The sequence below is a fragment of the Mesorhizobium sp. WSM3860 genome, from assembly GCF_002294995.1.
Lineage (GTDB): Bacteria > Pseudomonadota > Alphaproteobacteria > Rhizobiales > Rhizobiaceae > Mesorhizobium.
Map to the genome: position 1 here is coordinate 17,994 of NZ_NSGF01000026.1, position 21,804 is coordinate 39,797.

Genomic DNA, 21,804 nt, shown 5'->3' on the forward strand with positions numbered 1-21,804 from the left:
CCCCCTCGAGGGCAGGGCTATCGCATATGGGTCAGCGCCTGGATTAGATAGTCGTCATTCCAGGCGCATTTCTTGATGCGGTGGCTGATGGGGACTTTGTCGACATCGGCAGCCTGAAGGATGTTTCTGGCGATGCGGTTGAGGAGCGCGGTGTTGGCCGGAGCATTGTCCTTGCGGGCGCGGGATTGATCCTCGTCGAGATGGACGTCGAGCATCCAGTGCAGGGCGTTCTCGATCTGCCAATGAGCCCTTGTGAGCTCGAGCGCCTGCTGCGGTGAGGGCAGCGTCGAAGCCATGAACAGGCGCGTCAGCGGCTTGGCCTGATCGCGCTGACTGGTGATGCGGATGAAGGCTTTGTGGCCGGCCATCAGTGGCTCGGTTGCGGCGACGATCTCGGCCTGCCGCCATTCATTGCGGCCATGGCTGGTTTCGGTCCGCTCCGCCACTGAGGGGGTGATTTCGGCCAGCTGTTGTTTGGCATAGCCAACCCAATGACGGCGGTTTCCCTTGAGCGCGAGCAGGTAGTCGCCGCCGCGTTCGGTGATCGCCTGGGCCATGCGCTTGTGACAGTGAAGCGCATCGGCCGTGACCATTCTGCCAGTGAGATCAATGAGTTCGACGACCTTGAGGGCCGCCTCGACCTCGTTCTCTCCGGCGCTCGGCGAGACCGCCGCCAGGCACAGCCGCGTCTCGGCGGCAAAGGCCGACACCGTCAAGGGCGGGCTGGCCGCAAGACCCTTCTCATAGGCTCGCCGCAGCGCCTTGCCGTCGAGCGAGATGACCTCTTGGCAGGCGCGCGCAAAGCCTGCGGCAAAGGCCGCGAAGGCCCGACCGAACGCCTCCGGATCGAGCAGTCGCAACAGCCGCGAGAAGGTGTCGTGGCTGGGCGCCACCTCATACTCGATCAACCGCGACAGCGCCTGTTTGCGCTGTTGCGCGAACAACGAGAACTCCGTCGCGTTGCTCGCTCCGCACAGGCTCGCGGCGATCATCATCACGATCAAGTCGCCAAGCCGGTGCGTGGCGTTGCCAGCGCGCGGATCGGGTACCGCGCCGAAATAGCTCTCAAGGCTGGAAATGGCAGTCCTCCTTCGTTCGACTGCCTGGCCAAAGAATCCCTTCTCAGGCCAACTTCAAGTCCCAAAAAGCCATATGCGATTCACCTGCCCTCGAGGGGGAGATTGCCCGCACCACCGACGCGAAATCCGTTGCCCGACGACGGCGAGTGTGGAACTCTCCGCGCGAGAAGACGCTGCATCTGAATGCCGGCCAGGCCGGCGCCATTCGTGGTCGGGGATATTGCAGTGGACACAGGCCTGGAAGCCGCCGAAGCAAGGAATTGGTCCCGCCTGCTGGTCGCGGCCGAGAGCGGCGATGCCGAAGCCTCGCGCGCGGAGCTCGCGGCGGGCGCGGATATCAACCAGACCGATGAAGACGGCTGGTCAAGCTTGCACCTCGCGGCGCATAACGGCCGCACCGCCGTGCTCGAAACCTTGATCGGCCACCCGGCGATCGACGTGAACTCCAGGAACAAATGGAAGAGCACGCCATTGAGCCTGGCTGCGGCGAGGGGTCACTTCGCCTGTATCCAGGCGCTGATGAAGCATCCGCAGATCGATATCGACGCCCGCGCCGACTATTACGGCAGGACGCCGCTCATCGAAGCCGCAAGGAACGGGCATCTCGATATCGTCAAGCTGCTGGTCGAGCATGGCGCCGACGTCAATCTCGCCGACAAGACGGGACGCAACAGCGCGCTCATCGAAGCGATCAAGGGACGCCACTTCGAAGTCGCGCAATATCTGCTGGAATCCCGCAAGGTGAACTTCCTCAACAAGGACATGCGGCTCAATGCGCTGATCTGGGCCGGCAGCACGCGCAACGCCGAGCTCATCGGCAAGCTGGACGCCGCGATCCATAGCTTTTTCGAAGGCAGTTGAAGGGCAGCGGTCGGCTCTTGAACCGTCAGGCCGGCGGCACCCCTTCGAGAGCTGTATGCGGGTGCGGGCGCAGCGGAAGCGGACCGGCAAAACGGGGCGCGATGCGGTCGCTCAGTTCCTCAGCGCAATAGTCGCCGCGGCGCCGCCCACGCAGACCGCGGCGCCACGGTTGAACAGGCGCGCGGCGCGCGGCGACTGAAGGGTGCGGCGCGTGCCGGCGCCAGCGATGGCAAAGGGGAACTGCACGGCCGCCAGGATGACCGCGGTGATGACCAGAAGGATCGGCACATCGAGCGCCGACAGGGCGCCTATGTCGACCACTGTCGGCAGGATGGAAATGTAGAACAGCACCGATTTCGGATTGCCGAGCGTCACCAGAACGCCGGAGACGAAGGCGTTGCCGCCGCTCCTGGCCGCGCCGGCGTCTGACGCCTCGACGGTCTCGCCCGCCCTCCAGAACTGGACGGCGAGCCAGCAGAGATAGGCGACGCCCGCCCATTTGATGGCGATCAACAGAAAGCTGAAGGTCTCGGCGATGAAGGCGAGGCCGGCCAGCACCGCGGCGAGGTAGAGCACGTCGCCCAGCACCATCCCGGCCGTCATCCAGGCCGCCTGCCGGTAGCCGCTCTTCAGTGCCTGCGCCACGATGGCGACGATCTGCGGTCCCGGAATGATAGCGGCGATCGCCAGCGCGCCGGAATAGGCGGCAAAGCCCGACAATGTCATTGGTGATGTGTCCTTCGATGCGAGGTGCCGAGGACAATCGGAGCGCGTGGCGATGGTGTCAACAGCGGTCCCGATGTTTCCGAGGCGCTCTCGGACTTCCTCGCAGGCGCCGCCACCAAGCTGATATTCCGGAACGCGAGAATCTTGCGCAGCGAAGCGAGTTCGGTACGCATGCCGCCGGAGGCGGACCTCACCTATGCGCAGTACTATCACCAGATAGCCGGGCTTTTTCGCGGTCGGTCGCCGAAGCTGCCAATCTCCCCTACAAGGGGCCAGATTGGCCAATCGCCTCACCCCGTGCCCGTACCTGACCTCAGCGCCTCCCTGCCCTCGTCGTCGCGGCGCAGCCGCGCGTCGGAGACCAGCATCACCGGGCACGGGCAGCGCTGCAGCACGCCGCTCGTCGTCTCGCCGAAGATGAGCTCCTCGCCCGGCCGCCGGGCCACGCCCATGACGATCAGCGCCACGCTCCTGCCCGCCTGACGGGTGATGGCATCGGCGGCGGCGGCCCTCGAGCGGATGGCCGTCTCGGTCTCGACGCCATAGCGGTCGGCAAGGGCGACAATGTCCTTCAGCACAGCCTCTCTGCGGCGATGCGAGACGGTGTCGCGCGGTTCGTCGCGACCGGGGCGCGCGACATAGAGGACCTTGACCGGTGCGCCGGTGACGGAGGCGACGGCAAGCGCGAGTTCCGCGCCGCGGCGCGCATTCGCCGTGCCGTTGACCGGCACCAGGATCCTGCCGGATCCCGGCCCAAGGCGCGGCATCTGCCGGCCGGCGCCGGCCGGCTTCAGCACCAGGCAGAGCGGGCCTTCGAAGGCGCCCGCGACCTCGTTCAGCCGGCGCGAGAAGCCGCCCTTCGCGGTCACTGCCCGGCCGAGACCGATGAGCAGCATGCCGTAGCCCTTGCGCGCCTCCTTGGCGACCGCCTGGGCGGAGAGCGGAGCATCATGGGGACGGCGCGTGAGGGGCTCCTCATGCGCGGGCTCCTCGTCGGCTTCCTTCGCCGCCTCGCGACCCTGCTCAGCGCCCTTCTCGATCTCGTCCAGATGCGCCGCTTCGCCGGGGTCGGCTTCGCTTTCGCCGCTTGTACGAAGCACGGTCGTCGGCTTGCCGGCGCCGATGACACCGGCGAGGTAGGCGGCGAAGCGGCCGACGACGCCCTCATCGACCACCACCAGCAGCCGCTCCAGATTGGTGATGAAGCCGCGCTGGTCGACCTCCTCGCGCTCCAGCCTTTTCTTTTCCGCCTCCCCCATCGGCAGCCGCCCCAGCGCCCAGCGCAATGTCGGCGGCATGGCCAAGGTGGTGATGACGGCCATGGTGACGATCATGGTGAAAAGCGTGTGCGAGAGCACGCCGATCGACAGACCGATCGAGGCGACGATGACCTCGGTCGAGCCCCGCGCATTCATGCCGCAGCCGACGGCGATGCCCTCGCTGCGGCTCATGCCCGCGGCCTCGGCGCCGATGAAGGCGCCGCCGAACTTGCCGAGACTGGCGATCGCCACCAGCGCCACGGTGAGCAGTGCAAGCTCGGGATCGACGAGCACCGTGAGGTCGGCCGAGAGACCGGCGACGCCGAAGAACACCGGCATGAAGAGTGCCGTGATCACGCCGCGCAATTGCCCCTCGATGTGACGCGACAGGATCGGCGACTCGCCGACCAATATGCCGGCGACGAAGGCGCCAAGCACCGTATGCACGCCGATCAGGTCGGTGATCAGCGCCATGCCGCCCATGATGGCGAGAATGACGGTGACCACCGCGTATTCCGAGCGGAAGGTGTCGTTGGTCCAACGGATGGCGTCGAAGACGATGCGGCGGCCGAGCGTGAAGGAAAAGACCATGAAGGCGGCAACGCCGGCGAGCGTGAAGGCAAGGCCGGCGAGCTCGATGCGGCCATGCGTGGCGATGCCGATGGTGATGGCGATGATCACCCAGCCGATCGTGTCCTCGATGATGGCCGAGGAGACGATGATCTGGCCGAGGTCGCGGCGCATGAAGTTCATCTCGCGCACCACCATGGCGACGATCTTGACCGAGGAGATCGAAAGCGCCGTGCCCAGGAACAGGCCGGAGACGATGCGCTCGCTGCCGGTGGCGAGCAGCGAGGCCGGCATGAACTGCGCGGCCACGAAGCCGAGCGCGAAGGGCACGGCAACGCCGGTGGCGGAGATGGAAAAGCAGGCGCGGCCGACGCGGCGCACCAGCCTCAGGTCGGTCTCCATGCCGGTCAGCAGCAGAAGCATCAGCACGCCGAGCTGGGCGATGGCGTTGATCATCGACTTCTGCGCGGCATCGCCGGCAAAGACCAGCCGCTCGGCCTCAGGCCACAGCCAGCCGAGCAGCGAGGGTCCGAGCAGGATGCCGCCGATCAGCTGTCCCATGACCGCCGGCTGGCCGATGCGCTCCAGCAATTCGCCGATGCCTCGGCCGACGACGAGCAGCAAAATGACTTCGAGAACGAAGATGCCTTCGCTGGACATGCCGGTTTTTTCGGCGGCGAAGGCGGCGGCCGGCATCGATGCAAGCGCCGCCGCCGCAAGCACGAGAGAAACCGGCCGGCGCCGGTTGGGCATGAAGGACAATTTCCGCACCCCTCGATTAGCCTCGCCATAACGGTTTCGCACATGCATCGGTTGCACGGCGGTGGAACTGCCACTCTCTCCCGTTGTGGGGGTGATGTCCGGTAGGACGGAGGGGGCGCCGTAGAGGGCCAACTTCGATTCAACCTATCTGCAAGCAGGCCAGTTTTAACCGTCATGGACGTGCCTGCAAGGGCTGGGATGCGAGCGGGACAGCGCCCCCTCCGCCCTGCCGCCCGCCCTGCCGGACATCTCCCCACAACCGGGCCACAATCGGGGAGATTGGCAACTCCGGCGCTGCCCTCCCTCTCTCTCAAGCAACTTCGGCGTCCCCATACAATTCGATTCAAATGCCACTGCCGATTTTTGCTTGTCGGTAAAGCGACTCACGCATGGTCGCGGCACGGCGGGGCAATAAGGAGAAGCTAATGAAAAGCGACTTTGCCGCCGCCCACCTGCACCTCGACAGGGCCTGCCACTACCTGCGCGGCGACGATGAGACCAGCCGCACGGCGCTTGCGGCGCTCGACCTTGTGATCGAGGCGGTCGCGACCGCCCTCTATGCCCGGCCCGAGGCCGAAGTGGTGCCGTTTCCGGCGGCTTCAAAGCGGGCGCTGCCGCCCATCGCATCCTGACTTATCCGCCTGAAAGGCAGGAACATTTCTGCCCGCCCCACATTGTGCTATATGGGGTGTGGCCGGCTCATTTCGGCCGGCCACGGCGGGAGGCACGTGGCAAGGGGATGTCGCAGGTCCAGACCGTAAAGCCAGCCGAAGCAGCGGCGCCGCCAAGGGGCTCCGATGCATTCGCGCTGAAGCTCACGTCCTCGGAATTCGCAACCACCATGTCGCATTTCCACCGCGCCGAGATCGCCCGCATGGCGGGATGGCGCGACCGGCTCGACCGCACCAGCAATTGGGCGATCACTGTGGTGGCGGCGATGCTGTCCGTATCGCTGTCGACGCCTTCGGCGCATCACGGCGTGCTGCTCTTCGCCATGCTGCTCATCACGCTGCTTTTGTGGATCGAGGCGCGGCGCTACCGGTTCTTCGACGTCTATCGGGCGCGGGTGCGTCAGTTCGAGCGCTATTACTTCGCACAGATTTTTTCGCCGCAGCCGGACTTCGCCTCGAACTGGCTGGCGATCCTCGGCGAAGGCCTGCGCTCGCCGCGCTTCCTCATCTCGCAGCGCGCGGCGCTGGTCCGGCGGCTGCGCCGAAACTACGTCTTCATGTACACGATCCTGATGCTTGCCTGGGTCTTGAAGATCACCACGCCCAGCCTCTCGCGCGAAGGCTCGCCGATCGGCTTCAGCGCCTCGCTGCTTGACACCTTCCGCGTGGCGACACTCGGTCCGATCCCTGGCGTCGTGGTGGTCTGCGGCGTCGTCGTGTTCTATCTCGCGATGGTTGCCGCCGCCTTCCTGATGCGCGCCGACGACGGCGAACTGTCATTCGGCGACGTGCATGTTTGAGCCTGGGCCGGCGGCCCTTGGTCTTCAGGCAGCCCTCCATTTCCACGCGCTCACAATCCCGGCGGCCTGACGAAACCGTCGGTGAGACGCGCCAGCGCCTTGGCCGCCGCCAGCAGCTTCATGTCCGAATGGCGGCGGCCGACGAGCTGGGCGCCGATCGGCAGGCCCTCCCGGTCGACACCGATCGGAATGACGGCGGCCGGATGCCCGGTCAGATTGAAGCGGCAGGCGTGGCTGAGCGCGCTCCAGTAGGGCGTCTCGATGCCATCGACGGGGATCGGCGCACCCATTTCGCGGTGGCGGAAGGCCGTGCACATCATCGCCGGGCAGACCAGCACGTCCCAATCGTCGAAGAAGCGCTCCCAGGCAGCGATGAATTCGTCGCGCCGGTTGAGCGCCTCGAGATAGGCAGCCAGCGAGGGCGAGGTTTCGCGCGGCTGCCGGAAGACCTGCGAATACCAGGTGATGAGATCGGAAAACAGCGCCCGCTCGGCCGAAAAATCGTGCTGCGGCAGCGCCTGCGCCACCCGCGCGCCGCCGACCTCGATGGCGCCTGCCAAGCCTGCGATCGCGCCGGCGATGTCGAGCGCGGTCGGCACTCCGGGGAATTCAGGCGCGAAGGCAACCCTGAGCTTCCTCAGCGGCGGCTCCGGCGCCTCGTCCGTCGCTACCGGCGGCACTTCGGTATCGAGGCCGTCGGCGCCGGCGATGATGCGGTGCGCCAGGATGAGGTCGTCGACGTCGCGGGCCAAAGGCCCGATGTCGAACAGCAGGCGGAAGCTGCGCGGCATGTCGGGCGGATCGGCGTAGCTGCCGGTGATCGGCACCGTCGCCTGCGTCGGCTTGAAGCCATAGACACCGCACAGATGTGCCGGCACGCGGATCGAGCCGCCGGCATCGCTGCCGATCTCGAGCGGCACCAGCCCGGCGGCGACCGCGGCCGCCGCGCCGCCGCTGGAGCCGCCGGGCGTGCGGGTGACGTCCCACGGATTGACGGTGCGGCCGAATATCGCGTTGTCGGTCTGCAGGTCGCGCAGCCTGGGCGGCACGTTGGTCTTGCCGATGATGACGGCGCCGGCCTTGCGCAGCCGCGCGGCAATCGTGCTGTCCGTCGCGGGGACATGATCGGCAAAGGCTTCCAAACCGACGGTGGTGCGCATGCCGGCTGTGGCATGGCCGTCCTTCAGCGTGACCGGCACACCGTTGAGCGGACCGACGGCCTCGCCGCGCGCGACCGCCATATCCGCGGCCTTCGCTCCGGCGCGGGCCGCCTCCTCGTCGAGGGTGACGATGGCGTTGAGAAGCGGATTGACGACAGCGATCCGGGCAAGCTGCGCCTCCATCGCCTCGACAGCGCTGACCTTCTTCTCGCGGATCGCCGCCGCCAGTTGCGAGGCGGTCAGGAAGGCTGTGTCGGAGTGGATCATGTGCAGGTTTCTCCCTGAGGGGGAGTGAGTGAATGGTGAATGGTGAGTGGTGAGTGGTGAGTGGTGAGTAGTGAGTAGTGAGTAGTGAGTAGGAGTAAAAAGGCGGATCTTAAGCCATTCTGATCTTCGATACCGCTACTCACCATTCACTATTAACCATTTACCATTCACTATTTACTATTCACTATTCACTACTTCCTTCCCTTCAATTCAACGAAAGCGCCGTCCGGAACTCCTTCGTGGTGTTGCGGTTCGGATAGGGCTCGTGCGGCACCGGAACGCCGAGATGGGCGCAGAGCGGCTCCCAGCCGTCACCGAGCTTGTGGATCAGCAGGCGCTCGGCCGGCACCGTCTTCAGCACCGCTTCGACATTGGCCTCATAGACGGCAATCGCATGCGCGCGGTCCTGCGGACGGCCGCCGAAGACCTGCTTCGTGATAAGGGCGACGCCCAACGACTCCTGATCCTGGCTGTCGATGACGGCCGGCAGGATGGTTTTTGCGAAACTCTCCCACCAGCTTTCGGGCGAGCGCCAGGTGAGGATGACGCGCGCCTCGGGGTAGGCCTCGATCAGCTCGCGCCAGTAATGCACGGAAGGCCAGTCGACGCAGGATTTATAACCGGCAAAGAGCCGATCCCAATCCGGCGCGGCGCCCCTGGCGAGCGCTCGCCAGAGCCGCTTCTGCTCCGCATGCGCCATGACCTCCGACATGTGATGGCACGGGCCGAAGCCGAGCATGGTCAGCGCCTCGCGCATTGAATCCGTGCCGGTACGGCCGAAGCCGGTTCCTATCACCCTGATGGTCATTCTCCCCTCCTCCCACTTGTCTTCCCCGATGGTCCGCTGCGGAGCGATCAACCTTCCTGAAGCACGAACCGCAGCCGATTGCCTTCCGGATCCGCCGTTTCCACGGCACCGCCGATCTTTTTCGGCGGCAGGTTGGCGGCATCGAGCCTTCGTTCCAGCGCAGCCAGCTCCTCGATCGATGCAAGCTCAACCGTGAAATGACCGAGGCCGGCGGAACCCGGTGGCGGCTCGCGCAGCTCGTCGCGCGCCCAGATGTTGAAGGCGACCATATGCGGCCGGCGCCCGGTGCCGCAGTCGAACATGCCGAAGCTCCTCGACTGGATGTGCGGGCGGAAGCCGAGCACGCCGACATAGAATTCCATCAGTTCCTCCGGCGCGCGGGCGCGCATATGGATGTGGCCGATGACTGCGTTCGCGGCCATCCTCTGCTCGACATGGCCGGAATTGCCGAGGTCGCGCAGCAGGCCTGGGACATCCAGCGGCTTGAGCCCGGAATGCGTGCTGCTGTCGGTGCCGATCAGCGCCACGCGGCCATCGGCCGATACCTCTCGGCGCAGAAGGCGTTCCGGCGTGTCGAAGCAGATCTCGATGCCGTTGCCGGACGGGTCGGAAACATAGAGCGATTCCGAAACCAGGTGATCCTGGGCGCTGTAGCGCAACCCGGACGCCTTAAGCCGGGCGGCGGTGTGGGCGAGGTCGCGGCGGCTCGTCACATGGATGGCGACATGGAAGAGATCGCGCGATTTCTGCGGCAGGGCGACGTGCGCTCCGGCGTGGAGCACGATCAGCTTCCGCCCGCCGGCGCCGAGCTCCGCCGTGGCGGGATCCTCGCCGAGGACCGCCAATCCGAGCGTATCGCGCCAGACGATCAAGGCAGCCGGGATGTCGGTCACCCTGAGATGGACCGGCCCGAGACGGGTGGCTTGAGGCAACCCTTCGTCCATCGTCGTCCGTCCGATTGCGGTCGGCGAACATATTAGCCGTGAACGATATTTCTGTCTCGCGCCAAGTTCGGGTTGACCCCTCCCCGGCGGGCGGCGACTATTGCCCCGAAGCTTCTTGGGAGGAGATCACATGGACGAGACCGACCACTGGCGCAACATGGCGAGCGCGCCGCGGGACGGCAGTCGCATCCTGGTGACGGTGCGCTCGTCCGAACAGGGACCGGCCGAGGTCGACATGGCCTACTGGTCGCGCGCCGACCAGTTCGGCGAGGAAGGCTGGCGGGCGTCCGACTCCTCGCCGGGCCGCATTGTCGAATATGCCGAGCCGGAGCTGAGATGCTGGATGCCGCTGCCCACGGCGGGGCGAGGTTCGTTGCCCAGCCCCTGGGAAGGCGACGACGTGCCGCTGGTGGATGGCGAGGGGATTTAGGTCTCTCTTCGGCGATTGGCGAAGCGGCCGTGACAGCCGATCTCCCCCCTTGCGGGCCCCTTGCGGGGGAGATGTCCGGCAGGACAGAGGGGGGTCGTCCCACGTAGATCGCCGACGTGGGAAGGACGCTGGCGCTCGACGTTAGACGACCCCCTCTGCCGCCTTCGGCGACATCTCCCCCTCAAGGGGGGAGATTAGCAACGCGCCCTACCCCACCGCCACCATCACCGCTCCCGCCTCCACCTTCGCCGGATAGGTCCGCAGGTTGATGCAGGGCGGCAGGCGTTTTGCCGCTCCGGTGCGGTAGTCGAAGGCGCCGGCGTGCTTTGGGCATTCGACCTCGTAGTCCATGACCAGGCCGTCGGCGATGTGCACCGCCTCATGCGTGCAGAGCCCGTCGGTGCAGAACACCTCGTCGTCGGGCGAGCGGAAGACGGCATAGGTCTTGCCGCCATGGTCGAAGCGGCGGGCGCCTTCCTGTTCGATGTCGTCGAGCCCGCAGGCCCTGATCCAACCGGTCATTTTTCTTCCCTTCACATCGCGGCGAACCCATCGGGCGGCGAAGCCGGCCGCCCGATGATCCGGGTCTAGTTCTTGTCGAGGTATTCCGCCGCATTTTCCGGCGTCACCAGCTCGAAAGGCACATAGACCACGCGGTCGACCTTCTCGCCTTTGGCGAGCGCGAGCGCCGCATCGACACCGCCTCCGCCCTGGCCCTTGGCGTTCTGGAACACCGTGACCGAGAGCTCGCCGGCCTTCATCGCCTGCAGGCCGTCCTGGGTGGCATCGATGCCGCCGACCACGACATTCTTCAGGTCGACCCCGTTGGCCTTGAGCGCCAGGATGGCGCCGATGGCGGATTCGTCGTTGTTGGCGATGACGGCGTCGGGTGCCGGGCCGGCGGTCAGCCAGTTGGTCATCAGGTTCTGCGCATTGTCGCGCGACCATTCGGACGACTGCTTGTCGGTGACCTTGATGAAATTGCACATGTCGGTCGAAAAGATCTGCTCGACATCCTTGGTGCGCTGGAGCGCCGCCTGATGCACGAGGCTTCCCATGATGATGTAGGCCGTGGCGCCGGCCGACTTGCCCTTGGCGCGCAGCATCTTGCAGACCTCGAAAGCTTCCAGCGTGCCGGACTCGACCTCGTTCGAGCCGACATAGACCTGTTTCTCCGGCAGGTTCTTCATGTCCGACGGCTCGAGGTTGACGAAGACCAGCGGAATGCCGGCCTTGGCGGCTTCCTCGCTGATGGTCTTCGAGGCATTGGTGTCGACCAGCGTGACGATGATGGCGTCGACGCCGCTGGCGATGAAATTCTTGACCTGGTCGAGCTGCTTGGCGACGTCGTTCTGCGCGTCCTCGACCTGGATGTCGGCGCCCTTCTCCTTGGCGCGGGCCTGCATGCCATGCATCAGCAGCGTCTGGAAATTGTTGTCGAAGTTGACGATCGAGACGCCTAGCTTGGCGGCAAAGGCGCCGGTCGAGACAGTCGCGAACGCGGTCGTCATCAAAGCGGCGAGCGCCGTCGAGATGAGAAGTTTCTTCACGGGTTTCCTCCCTCTGGATCTGGAGTGCCGGCTCACTCCTGTCTTGTTCGCCGGCCCTTTCGGGATCGTTGAAGTCGGCGGCTCAGGCCGGCCACATGGCTTTCTCTGCGGCCGTCATTTCGCAGCGGCGTTGGCGCGCGCCTTCTTCTTCTCGTAGCGGGCCTGCATGCGGGCCTCGCCGTCCTTGCTGCCGTCGTGGAAAGTGCCGAACCAGCGGTCGAACGGGATCAGGCCGTCGCCGTAGTTCACCTCGAAATATTTGTGGTGCAGGTAGTGGATATAGGCGTGGCTATCGACCGATCTGTCCTCGCTCAGTTCCACCTTGTCGAAGCCGACATGGCCCGGGATCGCGCCGAAGCCGGCATAGTGGAGCTGGTAGAGCGCCAGCAGCGGGTTGGACGGAATGATCAGGTGCCAGAAGGCGACGCCGAGATAGCCGAGCTGCTCCACCGGATGCATCGACAGCGACGACCAGGGCGACGGGTTGACCGAATTGTGGTGCACCGAATGCACCCATTTGTAGAGCGGCCCCCAGTGGATCGTCCGGTGCAGCAGGAAGAAATGCGTCTCGTGGATGATCGGCACCACCAGCGCCAGGCAGAACAGGTAGACGGGGTGCTCGGCGAAGCTCAGCCACGGCGCATAGCCGTTGGCGTAGGCATAGAGGATCGCCACCTCGATCGCGGTCCAGATCGGCATGCCGGTGCCGAAGGTGCGCAGCATGTTGTCGATGTTCTGGTTCTCGAAGAAGAAGGCTTTGCTCTTCTGCTCCGAGGGCCATTTGCCGTTGTATTTGAAGCGGTTGCCCTGGGCTCTCAAAGCGTAGAGTCGAAGCTCGAAGGCGCCGAAGAAGATAAGCAGTGCTGCGCAGTTGACGATGAACAGGCGCAGGATCCAGCCGACGGCGAGGGTCTTCATCGTCTCGACGTCAGGCAGCACGTAGCGCCACCACACCACTGCCGAGAGGGCGAAGAGCAGGTTGTAGGGCAGGAAATAATGCGGCAGCCACTTCAGCAGCGCCAGCGGGCGCGGCGGAAAGGCGAAGAGCGGCGCGGTGCCGGCCGGTTCGTTCGGGGCCCAATCGCCCCTCTTGTTGCGCGTGCCGTATTGCAGGTCGTCCATGGCTGGTCTCACAGCGATTGAGCAAGGGTGAGGAAGCGGTCGTAGGCGGCATCGTCCATGTCCACCTGGTGCTTCGCTTCCGGGTAGCCGCCTTCGGCGACATCGCGGCCGAAGGCGCGGAAAGCACTGATGCGCTTTTCCTGCAGCTCGGCCTCCAGCGTGACGAAGTCGGCATAGCGCTTGGCATGGCGCGGATAGTGGCCGGTGTGGGTGCCGAGCACATCGCAGGAGAAGAGATACTGCGTGTCGCAAGCAGTGCCGCAGCCCATGCCCATCGTGATCAGCGGCGTCGAGCGGGTGATGTGATCGGCGAGCCTGACCGGCACCACCTCGACCTCGATGCAGGCCGCACCCGCATTCTCCAGGTCCTTCGCCGCGCGCAGCACCTTGAAGGCTTCTTCCGCCGTGCGGCCGACGGCGCGGAAATTCGTCCATGTGGCGCGGTTCGGCACCAAGCCGACATGGCCGGTGACGGGAATGCCTTCCGCCGCCATCGCCTCGATGAAGCGCGGCGAGTGCGATGAATAGACCGCGTCGGCGCCGCGCTTCATCATGGCGAAGCCCAGCCGCACCGCCTCCGAGGGCGACGCGACCGCGCCATGCGGCATGCCGACGGAGAGGAACGCGTGAGGCGCCGCCTGGCGGATCGATTCGAGATTGTGGTCGGGCTCGCAGGAAAGGATGACGATGTCGCAGGCGACCGCGGCCGCCGCCTCGGCCGGCGTGTCGATATGCAGCTGCAGCCATTTCCTGCTGCCCTTGGCGCTTTGCAGGTCGTAGGCCGTCAGCCGTCTCGCCACCGGTGATCCTCCCGTTCGCGGGCGTTCGATCAGGTCTGGAAAAATCCCCCTCACCCGGGTTGCAACCTCTCCCCTTGGGCAGAGGGACCCGCCTGCGCCGGTGCTGCGCCGCGGCCGGATGAGGGGGAGAGGCCTGTCGTCTCCCGTTCAGGGGGAGTTAGCACCGCGAGGCCAGCCAAGGCTCGTGCTACCTTGATCAAATCAGATCAAAGGTTCTCGGCGGTGAAGGTGATGAAGCGGATCGGCGGGTTGTCGACGGGAAGGTCGTGCAGGTTGAGCGCCGCCAGCACCAGGTCGATGGCGCGGCGCGCCTGCGCCTCCGGCGCCTGGTCGAGCACGACATCCATCGTGCCGTCACGCAGGCCGCGGGTGCTGCGCTCGGTCAGTTCATGGCCGACGAAGAAGACGTCGCGACCGCGTGGGTGCCGGCGCAGCACTTCGTTCAGCGCCGTGTTGGCGCCGCCGGCATTGTACAGGCCGGCAAGATCGGGCCAGCGCACAAACGCCTCATGCAGCTGCTCGGCATTGCGGTCGCCATTGTCGAAACCGAACAGGGTGGCGACGGGCTCGAAATCCCGCCCCTCATCGATCAGATAGTCGGAGAAGCCGCGCACGCGGTCGCGGTGGACGCGATAGATCTGGCTGTGACAGATCGCGACCACCTTGCCCGGCCGCCGCTGCATCTTCGCCATCAGCAGCCCCGCCATGCGGCCCGCGGCGTAGTTGTCGATTCCGACATAGGTGCTCTTGGTGCCGGAGATCTGGGTGACGATCTGCACCGTCGGGATGTTTTCCGCCTCGAGTTTGCTGAGCGCGGCGCTCACCAGCGGATGGTCGGGCACGGCGAGGACAAGCGCGGCGCGCCGCATCTCCGGTTCGAGGATGCGTTTGGCGATCGCCGCCGGGTTGGCCTCGTCGAGAAAGGTGCGGTGGACGGCGATCGAGCGGTCGAGCGTCGCCGCGATGCGTTCGAAGGCGCGGGAGAGGCGCGCGAAGAAGGTGGCGTCGGGCCTGACAAGGATCACCTCGATGCGGATGACGCCGCGATGCGCTTCGGGGAGCCGGCGCGGATAATCGAGCGAGCGCGCCGCGGCGACCACCTTCTCGACCGTCTCGGGGCGCACCCCGCCCCTGCCGTTCAAGACGCGCTCCACCGTCGCCGTGCCAACGCCGGCGCGGCGGGCGATTTCGAGGAAGGTGGGCTTCGGAATGGGCGGGGCTCCTGGGGACGCTGATTTGGTAAGGAAACAAAATATCCAGGCGCCAATCGATTTCCAAGGAAAGGGTAGCGCCCGCTCTGCCCTGCCGGTCATCAGGAGATGGCGCCTTCGGCGAAGCTGCCAATCTCCCCCCACGAGGAGGAGATGGCCGCGAAGCGGTCAGATGGGGGTCGCCGTGCGTGAAGCGCCGGCGTCCCTACGACGCCAGACGAGGTTGGCGATCCATGTGAGACGACCCCCTCTGTCGCCTTCGGCGCATCAAGGGGGAGATCAGGTGCCTCAAAACATAAACGCCGCCGTCGCCGGATCGGGGCCGGTGCGGCCGTCGGCGGAGTCCATGCGGCGGACAGTCTGCATCTCCTCGTCATCCAGCTCGAAATCGAAGACGGCGAAATTACCGGCGATGCGGTCCTGGTGGTTCGACTTCGGAATGACGATTAACCCTTCCTGCAGGTGCCAGCGGATGATGACCTGCGCCACCGACTTGCCGTGCTTCTTGGCGACGCCCTGAAGCGTCGGGTCGGCAAGCAGCCGGCCGCTGCCGAGCGGGCTCCAGCTTTCGATGCGGATGTTGTGTCTCTTGTGGAACTCGCGTTTGTCGCGCTGCTGGAAGCGCGGATGCAGCTCGATCTGGTTGACGGCGGGCGTTACACCGGTCTCGCCGATGATGCGCTCCAGATGGTCCTGGTTGAAGTTCGACACGCCGACCGACTTGATGCGGCCAGCCTGCTTCAGCTCGACCAGAGCCTTCCAGGCCTCGACATATTTGTTCTGGCTGGGCACCGGCCAGTGGATCAGGAAGAGATCGATCTGGTCGATGCCAAGCTTTTGCATGGTGTCGTCGAAGGAGCGCAACGCCGCGTCGCGCTGGTGGCCGCCATTGCGCAGCTTCGAGGTGATGAACAGCTCGTTCCTCGGCACGCCGGCCGAACGCATCGCCTCGCCGACGCCTTCCTCGTTGCGGTAGCCCTCGGCAGTGTCGATCAGCCGGTAGCCGGCCTCGATCCCCCAACGGACGACCTTGGCGGTGATATCCGGATCGACCTGCCACACGCCGAGGCCGATCTGTGGGATGGTCGAGCCGTCGTTCAAGACGAGCTGTGCTGGCATGGGGGGATCCTTTTGGCGGGGAGGGTTGGCCCGGTCTATCTAGGCCGCGGTTCGGGGAATGCCAGTCGAGGATTAAGATAGTGCCGGCGCCAAAGCTGCCAATCTCCCCCCTCGTGGGGGAGATGTCCGGCAGGACAGAGGGGGGCGCCGTAGAGTAGAAACGTCGGCGAGACAAACCTCATTCCAAGTTCTGACCATGCCGCATACACCCCTGCCGCCCCGACATCGCGCGAACGCAAAATCGATGCGCAAGGCCATGACCGGCGCGGAGTTGAAGCTGTGCAACGAACTTCGTGGTCACCGGCTGATGGGGCTCGGCTTCCGCCGGCAGTTTCCGATCGCAGGTTACATCGTTGATTTTTGCCTGCCCGCAGAAAAAGCTGATCGTGGAAGTGGACGGGTCACAGCATGGCGACGGCGATGGCGCGCGCAGTGATGAGGCCCGAACCAGGCGTTTGGAATCTGACGGCTGGATCATTTTGCGTTTCTGGAATGACGACGTCATCCGCGACATCGACAATGTCTGTCAGCACGTTGTTATTGCGGCGGGACTGGCCTAACGGACTTGAGATGCTGGCGGGACAGCGCCCCCTCTGTCCTGCCGGACATCTCCCCCACGAGGGGGGAGATCAGCAGTTTCAACCCCTCGCCCCGAACCGCAGCCCGTCCATCAAGAGCTTCACCAGCCGCCCCGAGCGGTCCCGCCAGTCGGGCGTGTTGGGGGCGGAGTAGATGCCGCCCAGCGCATGCAGCACGTCCGACGCATCGACGTCGGCGCGGATCTTCCCCGCAGCTGCGGCCTGATCGACCAGCCGCTTCAGCGCGCCGGATACGCGGCCTGAAGTATCTGAGAACAGCGTCGAGTTGGCGGTGAGCAATAGCCGCAGGCTGGTCGCCAGGCCCCGCTTGGTGGCGATGTAGTCGACGAAGCGCTGCATCCACAGCTCCAGCGCGACATCGGCCCGATGCTGCCCGGCAAGTTCCTCGGCCGCATGGCAGAGCCCTTCCACCTCGCGGCGGTAGACAACCTCGACCAGATGCTCGCGCGTCGGGAAATGCCGGTAGAGCGTGCCAATGCCGACTCCTGCCCGCTTGGCGATCTCCTCCAGCGAGGCATCGACACCCTCGGCCGCAAACGCCTGCGCCGCCGCCACGACAAGCTTGTCGCGGTTGCGCTGGGCATCGGCGCGCAGCGGCTTTGGCGCCGGTATTTCAGGCTTTTCCGCAGGCTGCGGGGGCTGTTCAGTCAGTTTTTTCTCCACTCTCGCAATATGGGGCTTGAACCCATGCGGGTCAGCCCCCACGTAAATAAACGGAGGCGCCTCCGTTTTAGTGGAGTGCTCTCATCATATAATCAGGGGAAGCGGTATGTCACGTGTCGAAGGACGGAAAGCTGTTTCTGGCCGGCGGAGAACGGCGGCGCTTTCTGCGACGTCTGCGGTTGACGAGTTCGCTTGTGACTTCGTCATCCTAGGGCGGAGCAAGGAGCGAAGCGACGCGGCGCAGACCCTAGGATCCATGCCGGTACCTGCGAGCGCAACTACGGTGCAGGATTCTGGCCCGCCGCGTTCCTCGGCGAGCGTCACGGCATGGATCCTCGAGTCAAGCCGGTCAAGCCCGAGGATGACGAATAGAGAGGCCGGCGGGACAGCACCCCCCTCTGCCCTGCCGAGCATCTCCCCCGCAAAGGGGGAGATCAGGCTCTCCGCCGCCGGCGACCTTCCTCAGACGCCACCCTTGCCCCTCTCCTCCCAAGCCCCATCTCCCTCCCCCTAGCGTCCAGCAATCGGAGCCCGACGCCTCATGACCAGCCAGACAATCATCGATCCTCCCGAAGACGGCCATTTCAGGAACGGCCAGGCCAGCAACGGCTCGGCCCCCAGCCCCACCACCTTATCCATCCACCTCACCATCAACGGCCGTGACCACGCGCTCGACATCGAGCCGCGGGTTACCCTGCTCGACGCGCTGCGCGAGCGGCTCCACCTCACCGGCACCAAGAAAGGCTGCGACCACGGCCAGTGCGGCGCCTGCACCGTCCATGTCGACGGTGAGCGGGTGCTCGCCTGCCTGACTTTAGCCGCCCAGGTCGAAGGCCGCTCGATCACAACAATAGAAGGGCTCGCCGACGAAGACGGCACGCTGCATGCCGTGCAGGCCGCCTTCCTCGAACAGGACGCCTTCCAGTGCGGCTATTGCACGCCGGGCCAGATCATGTCGGCGGTGGCCTGCATCCGCGAGGGCCATGCCGGCTCCGACGAGGAGATCCGCGAATACATGGCCGGCAATCTGTGCCGCTGCGGCGCCTATCCGCACATCGTCGCCGCCGTCCGCCAGGCAGCCGAGGGACTCCGCTCATGAGAGACTTTTCCTATCTTCGCGTCGACAGCGTCGAGGCCGCGCGCAACGCGGCCGCGCTTCCCGGCGCCATGCTGCTTGCCGGCGGCACGACGCTCATCGATCTCGCCAAATGCGGCGTCGCCGAACCGGCCACCGTCATCGACATCAGCTATATCGAGGGACTGAACGCCATCGATGTAACCGCCGACCGCGCCGTCATCGGCGCGCTGGCCAAGATGAGCCATGTCGCCGACAACGCCGAGGTGAAAAGCCACTTCCCGGCGGTTTCGGAAGCGTTGTGGCAGGCGGCCTCGGCGCAGCTGCGCAACATGGCGACCATCGGCGGCAACCTGATGCAGCGCACGCGCTGTCCCTATTTCCGCGATCCGCAGAACTTCCCGGCCTGCAACAAGCGCGAGCCGGGCAGCGGCTGCTCGGCGATCGGCGGCGTCACGCGCGGCCATGCGGTGCTCGGCACCAGCGAAGCCTGCATCGCCACCTATCCGGGCGACCTCGCCATCGCGCTGGTCGCCTTCGACGCCGAGGTCGATCTCGGCGAGCGGAAGCTGAAGGTCGAGGACTTCTTCCTCGCCCCTGGCGCCACGGCCGAGCGCGAGCACGACATCCGTCCGGGCGAAGTGATCACGGCCATCGAGATCCCGGGTTCGGCCGCAGCCAGACGCTCGACCTATCTGAAGGTCCGCGACCGCCAGTCCTATGAATTCGCGGCGGCGAGCGCTGCCGTCGGACTGGAGCTCGAAGGCGACGGCCGCACCATACGCGACATCCGCGTCGCGGTCGGCGGCGTCGCCACCAAGCCGTGGCGGGCGCGTGAAGTCGAAGACGCGCTGAAGGGCAAGCCGCTCGACGAAGCGACCGTTCGCAAGGCGAGCGAGCTCGCCATGGAGAGCGCCGTCGACCATGGCGCCAACCACTACAAGATCGCATTGGCGCCGCGCGTGATCGCGCGCGCCATCCTCCAATTGGGAGAGACGGCATGACCGCTCATGACATGAAACACGCAGGCTCCGACAGCGCGCGCCTCGAGGCGGTGGGCGGGCGCCTGTCGCGCGTCGATGGCCCGGCCAAGATCACCGGCGCGGCGCGCTACGCGTTCGAACAGCAGCTCGAAGGGCTGACCCATGCGGTGCTGGTCGGCACGACGATTGCCGCCGGCAAGGTCACCGGCATCGACACACGCGCGGCTGAAACCGCGCCGGGCGTGCTCGCCGTGCTGACGCCCGACACCATCATGGAACTGAATTCGGCATCGGACTGGTTCGGCAGACAGCCGTCCGAAGAAACCTATTGCCCGCTCGTCCGCGAGGTCACCTTTTCCGGCCAGCACATTGCTGCCGTCGTGGCCGAGACCTTGGAGCAGGCCGTCGCCGCTGCGGCGCTGGTCAAGGTCGGCTATGACGAGACGCCGGCAATCGTCGACCTGAGCGACGGCAGCGACGGCATTCCGGTCGACGCCATGACCAAGGAATGGGGCGACGCCGAAGCCGCCTTCGCCGAGGCGCCGGTGCGCGTCTGCGCCTCCTACAACACGCCGCGGGAATTCCAGGCGGCTATGGAGCCGCACGGGCTGATCGCGCGCTGGGAGGGCGACGAGCTCACCATCTGGGAGCCGAGCCAGTGGCTCGACGGCATGGCGCGCACCTATGCCGAATGGTTCGGCGTGCCGTTCGAGAATGTGCGGCTGGTCTCGCCCTATATCGGCGGCGGCTTCGGCTCCAAGGCGTTGGCGCTCGCGCACAGCGCGGTGGCGGCGGCAGCGGCAAAGATGCTGGGACGCCCGGTGAAGCTGGTGCTCAACCGCCCGCAGAATTTCACCTCCTATGGCGGCCGTGCCGCGACGCGCCAGACGGTAGCGATCGGCGCCGACAAGGCGGGCCGCATCCAGTCGATCGTGCATCGCGGGGTCAACGAAACGGCCGTCGACGGCATGTGGGTCGAGCCGCTCGGCTCCGTCACCTCGATCATGTATGCCACGCCCAATTTCTCCTCGAAGCAGAATGTGGTGCGGGTGAACACGGTGGTGCCGGGGGCAAAGCGCGCGCCGGGCGAGAACCCGAGCGCCTTCGGCATCGAATGCGCCATCGACGAGCTCGCTTATGAGCTCGGTATCGACCCGCTGGAGATGCGGCTGATCAATTATGCCGAGCAGGATCCCCACGCGAAGAAGGCGTGGTCGACAAGGCAGCTGCGCGAGGCCTTTGCCGCCGGCGCGGAAGCCTTCGGCTGGGCTAGGCGTTCGCGCGAGCCGCGCTCGATGCGCGACGGGCATCAGCTCATCGGCTGGGGCGTGGCGGCCGGCACCTATCCGGTGCGGCGCGCTTATGGCGAGGCGGTGGTGAAGCTGCTGGCCGACGGCTCGGTCGAGGTCGAAAGCTCCTCCATCGACATGGGCCAGGGCACCTACACGATCCTGGCGCAGACCGCGGCCGAGACGCTTGGCGTGCCGGTGGAGAAGGTGTCGGTGAGGCTGGGGGATTCCCACTTCGCCCGCGCCGGCGTCACCGGCGGCTCGCGGCTCGCCGGTGTCATGACCGGCGCGGTGTACAAGGCGGCGGGCCAGGCGCTGGACGAGCTGATCGGACTGGCGCTCTCCGATCCGCGCTCGCCCTTCCATGGGCTGCAGGCGAACACGCTTCAAGTGAAGGGCGGCCGCATCGCCGCGCCGCGTGGTGACGGCCCGGAGTTCTCTATCGCCGAGCTGATGAGCACCCTCGGTCGCGAAAAGATCGAGGCCAAGGGCGACACTGTTCCGGCCAGCTTCACGCCGGAGCAGCGCTATAACAACTACACCACCATCGCCATGGCGCTGCCGCACACCGAGGGCGAGCATTCGCGCCACTCCTGGTGCGCGCATTTCGTCGAGGTGCGTGTCGACGAGGATTTTGGCACGGTGCGCGTGTCGCGCGTCGTTTCGGCGCTGGATTCCGGCCGGCTCTACAACCCCAAGCTCGCGGAGAGCCAGTGGAAGGGCGGCATCGTCATGGGCATCGGCCAGGCGCTTCTGGAAGAAGGCATCGTCGACCGCCGCCATGGCCGCATCGTCAACGGCAACCTCGCCGACTACATGCTGCCGACCAATGCCGACATCCCGGATATCCAGACGATCTCGGTCGGCATCCCTGACCCGCATTCCTCCGCCCTCGGCGGCAAGGGCGTCGGCGAGCTCGGTATCGTCGGCGTGGCGCCGGCGATTGCGAATGCGGTATTTCACGCGACTGGGAAGCGGGTGCGGGATCTGCCGATCACGCTGGAGAAGTTGATCTAGGCGCCGGTCTTGTCTCCCCCCTTGAGGTCCCCTTGAGGG

At 65.9% G+C, this 21,804-nt stretch carries 20 protein-coding genes and 1 pseudogene; 8 read left to right on the forward strand and 13 right to left on the reverse strand.

Annotated elements, in window-relative coordinates; genetic code table 11:
* Positions 1 to 17: 17 nt before the first annotated feature.
* Positions 18 to 1,079, reverse strand: coding sequence for an ISAs1 family transposase (locus CK220_RS27755; protein ID WP_095814579.1), 1,062 nt, complete (start codon positions 1,077 to 1,079; stop codon positions 18 to 20).
* A 225-nt stretch (positions 1,080 to 1,304) separates the two neighbouring features.
* On the opposite strand from CK220_RS27755, the gene CK220_RS27760 reads away from it, so the two are divergent.
* Entirely contained in the window at positions 1,305 to 1,940 is a 636-nt protein-coding gene (locus tag CK220_RS27760) for an ankyrin repeat domain-containing protein (RefSeq protein ID WP_095814619.1), read from the forward strand.
* A 111-nt stretch (positions 1,941 to 2,051) separates the two neighbouring features.
* On the opposite strand, the gene CK220_RS27765 is transcribed toward CK220_RS27760, so the two are convergent.
* Both CK220_RS27765 and CK220_RS27770 read right to left on the reverse strand, forming a co-directional pair.
* Positions 2,052 to 2,666: a LysE family translocator gene (locus CK220_RS27765; protein ID WP_095814580.1), complete on the reverse strand. Its 615-nt coding sequence runs from the start codon at positions 2,664 to 2,666 to the stop codon at positions 2,052 to 2,054.
* Positions 2,667 to 2,956: 290 nt separating this feature from the next.
* The gene (locus CK220_RS27770) at positions 2,957 to 5,248 is read right to left on the reverse strand and encodes a cation:proton antiporter (protein ID WP_095814581.1); all 2,292 of its coding nucleotides are present in this window, start codon (positions 5,246 to 5,248) and stop codon (positions 2,957 to 2,959) included.
* A gap of 434 nt (positions 5,249 to 5,682) precedes the next feature.
* Between CK220_RS27770 and CK220_RS27775 the strand changes: the two genes are divergently transcribed.
* Together CK220_RS27775 and CK220_RS27780 are read left to right on the forward strand one after the other, a co-directional pair.
* On the forward strand, positions 5,683 to 5,889 hold the full coding sequence (locus CK220_RS27775) for a hypothetical protein (RefSeq protein WP_095814620.1): 207 nt from the start codon (positions 5,683 to 5,685) through the stop codon (positions 5,887 to 5,889).
* A 107-nt stretch (positions 5,890 to 5,996) separates the two neighbouring features.
* On the forward strand, positions 5,997 to 6,728 hold the full coding sequence (locus CK220_RS27780; protein WP_095814582.1) for a DUF2270 domain-containing protein: 732 nt from the start codon (positions 5,997 to 5,999) through the stop codon (positions 6,726 to 6,728).
* Positions 6,729 to 6,778: 50 nt separating this feature from the next.
* Here CK220_RS27780 and CK220_RS27785 read toward each other — a convergent pair whose 3' ends face one another.
* The 3 genes from CK220_RS27785 to CK220_RS27795 form a co-directional block, all read right to left on the reverse strand.
* Positions 6,779 to 8,155: an amidase family protein gene (locus CK220_RS27785; RefSeq protein ID WP_095814583.1), complete on the reverse strand. Its 1,377-nt coding sequence runs from the start codon at positions 8,153 to 8,155 to the stop codon at positions 6,779 to 6,781.
* A 205-nt stretch (positions 8,156 to 8,360) separates the two neighbouring features.
* Positions 8,361 to 8,963, reverse strand: coding sequence for a sulfotransferase family protein (locus tag CK220_RS27790; protein ID WP_095814584.1), 603 nt, complete (start codon positions 8,961 to 8,963; stop codon positions 8,361 to 8,363).
* 47 nt (positions 8,964 to 9,010) lie between these two features.
* Complete coding sequence (locus CK220_RS27795; RefSeq protein WP_095814585.1) at positions 9,011 to 9,907, reverse strand: VOC family protein; 897 nt, start codon at positions 9,905 to 9,907, stop codon at positions 9,011 to 9,013.
* Between the two features lie 130 nt (positions 9,908 to 10,037).
* Between CK220_RS27795 and CK220_RS27800 the strand changes: the two genes are divergently transcribed.
* On the forward strand, positions 10,038 to 10,337 hold the full coding sequence (locus tag CK220_RS27800) for a hypothetical protein (RefSeq protein ID WP_095783445.1): 300 nt from the start codon (positions 10,038 to 10,040) through the stop codon (positions 10,335 to 10,337).
* 207 nt (positions 10,338 to 10,544) lie between these two features.
* Here CK220_RS27800 and CK220_RS27805 read toward each other — a convergent pair whose 3' ends face one another.
* The 6 genes from CK220_RS27805 to CK220_RS27830 all read right to left on the reverse strand — a co-directional run bounded on the left by CK220_RS27805 (position 10,545) and on the right by CK220_RS27830 (position 16,139).
* Positions 10,545 to 10,859 (reverse strand): MocE family 2Fe-2S type ferredoxin, encoded by a 315-nt coding sequence (locus CK220_RS27805; protein ID WP_067322435.1) that lies wholly within the window; start codon positions 10,857 to 10,859, stop codon positions 10,545 to 10,547.
* A gap of 65 nt (positions 10,860 to 10,924) precedes the next feature.
* On the reverse strand, positions 10,925 to 11,887 hold the full coding sequence (locus CK220_RS27810; protein WP_095814586.1) for a substrate-binding domain-containing protein: 963 nt from the start codon (positions 11,885 to 11,887) through the stop codon (positions 10,925 to 10,927).
* A gap of 114 nt (positions 11,888 to 12,001) precedes the next feature.
* Entirely contained in the window at positions 12,002 to 13,009 is a 1,008-nt protein-coding gene (locus CK220_RS27815; RefSeq protein WP_095814587.1) for a sterol desaturase family protein, read from the reverse strand.
* An 8-nt stretch (positions 13,010 to 13,017) separates the two neighbouring features.
* Positions 13,018 to 13,809: a 3-methyl-2-oxobutanoate hydroxymethyltransferase gene (locus tag CK220_RS27820; protein ID WP_095814588.1), complete on the reverse strand. Its 792-nt coding sequence runs from the start codon at positions 13,807 to 13,809 to the stop codon at positions 13,018 to 13,020.
* 206 nt (positions 13,810 to 14,015) lie between these two features.
* Positions 14,016 to 15,020 (reverse strand): LacI family DNA-binding transcriptional regulator, encoded by a 1,005-nt coding sequence (locus tag CK220_RS27825; RefSeq protein WP_176479238.1) that lies wholly within the window; start codon positions 15,018 to 15,020, stop codon positions 14,016 to 14,018.
* 288 nt (positions 15,021 to 15,308) lie between these two features.
* Positions 15,309 to 16,139 (reverse strand): aldo/keto reductase, encoded by an 831-nt coding sequence (locus CK220_RS27830; RefSeq protein WP_095814590.1) that lies wholly within the window; start codon positions 16,137 to 16,139, stop codon positions 15,309 to 15,311.
* 196 nt (positions 16,140 to 16,335) lie between these two features.
* Between CK220_RS27830 and CK220_RS27835 the strand changes: the two are divergent.
* A pseudogene (locus CK220_RS27835) lies at positions 16,336 to 16,699 on the forward strand (endonuclease domain-containing protein).
* Positions 16,700 to 16,777: 78 nt separating this feature from the next.
* Here CK220_RS27835 and CK220_RS27840 read toward each other — a convergent pair.
* Positions 16,778 to 17,389: a TetR/AcrR family transcriptional regulator gene (locus CK220_RS27840; RefSeq protein WP_095814621.1), complete on the reverse strand. Its 612-nt coding sequence runs from the start codon at positions 17,387 to 17,389 to the stop codon at positions 16,778 to 16,780.
* 649 nt (positions 17,390 to 18,038) lie between these two features.
* On the opposite strand from CK220_RS27840, the gene CK220_RS27845 reads away from it, so the two are divergent.
* From CK220_RS27845 to CK220_RS27855, 3 genes are read left to right on the forward strand one after another with little or no spacing between them, the layout of a single operon-like run.
* Complete coding sequence (locus CK220_RS27845; RefSeq protein WP_348629681.1) at positions 18,039 to 18,500, forward strand: (2Fe-2S)-binding protein; 462 nt, start codon at positions 18,039 to 18,041, stop codon at positions 18,498 to 18,500.
* Entirely contained in the window at positions 18,497 to 19,480 is a 984-nt protein-coding gene (locus CK220_RS27850) for a xanthine dehydrogenase family protein subunit M (RefSeq protein ID WP_095814592.1), read from the forward strand. The genes CK220_RS27845 and CK220_RS27850 overlap by 4 nt, the downstream gene beginning before the upstream one ends.
* A complete protein-coding gene (locus CK220_RS27855) occupies positions 19,477 to 21,765 on the forward strand; it encodes a xanthine dehydrogenase family protein molybdopterin-binding subunit (RefSeq protein ID WP_095814593.1) in 2,289 nt (762 codons plus the stop codon). Before CK220_RS27850 ends, CK220_RS27855 begins: the two co-directional genes overlap by 4 nt.
* Positions 21,766 to 21,804 lie beyond the last annotated feature (39 nt).

Coding starts and splice junctions, on each gene's coding strand:
- CK220_RS27765 (WP_095814580.1), bottom strand. CDS start 2,666: ATGACATTGTCGGGCTTTGCCGCCTATTCCGGCGCGCTGGCGATCGCC.
- CK220_RS27770 (WP_095814581.1), bottom strand. CDS start 5,248: ATGCCCAACCGGCGCCGGCCGGTTTCTCTCGTGCTTGCGGCGGCGGCG.
- CK220_RS27775 (WP_095814620.1), top strand. CDS start 5,683: ATGAAAAGCGACTTTGCCGCCGCCCACCTGCACCTCGACAGGGCCTGC.
- CK220_RS27780 (WP_095814582.1), top strand. CDS start 5,997: ATGTCGCAGGTCCAGACCGTAAAGCCAGCCGAAGCAGCGGCGCCGCCA.
- CK220_RS27785 (WP_095814583.1), bottom strand. CDS start 8,155: ATGATCCACTCCGACACAGCCTTCCTGACCGCCTCGCAACTGGCGGCG.
- CK220_RS27790 (WP_095814584.1), bottom strand. CDS start 8,963: ATGACCATCAGGGTGATAGGAACCGGCTTCGGCCGTACCGGCACGGAT.
- CK220_RS27795 (WP_095814585.1), bottom strand. CDS start 9,907: ATGGACGAAGGGTTGCCTCAAGCCACCCGTCTCGGGCCGGTCCATCTC.
- CK220_RS27800 (WP_095783445.1), top strand. CDS start 10,038: ATGGACGAGACCGACCACTGGCGCAACATGGCGAGCGCGCCGCGGGAC.
- CK220_RS27805 (WP_067322435.1), bottom strand. CDS start 10,859: ATGACCGGTTGGATCAGGGCCTGCGGGCTCGACGACATCGAACAGGAA.
- CK220_RS27815 (WP_095814587.1), bottom strand. CDS start 13,009: ATGGACGACCTGCAATACGGCACGCGCAACAAGAGGGGCGATTGGGCC.
- CK220_RS27830 (WP_095814590.1), bottom strand. CDS start 16,139: ATGCCAGCACAGCTCGTCTTGAACGACGGCTCGACCATCCCACAGATC.
- CK220_RS27850 (WP_095814592.1), top strand. CDS start 18,497: ATGAGAGACTTTTCCTATCTTCGCGTCGACAGCGTCGAGGCCGCGCGC.
- CK220_RS27855 (WP_095814593.1), top strand. CDS start 19,477: ATGACCGCTCATGACATGAAACACGCAGGCTCCGACAGCGCGCGCCTC.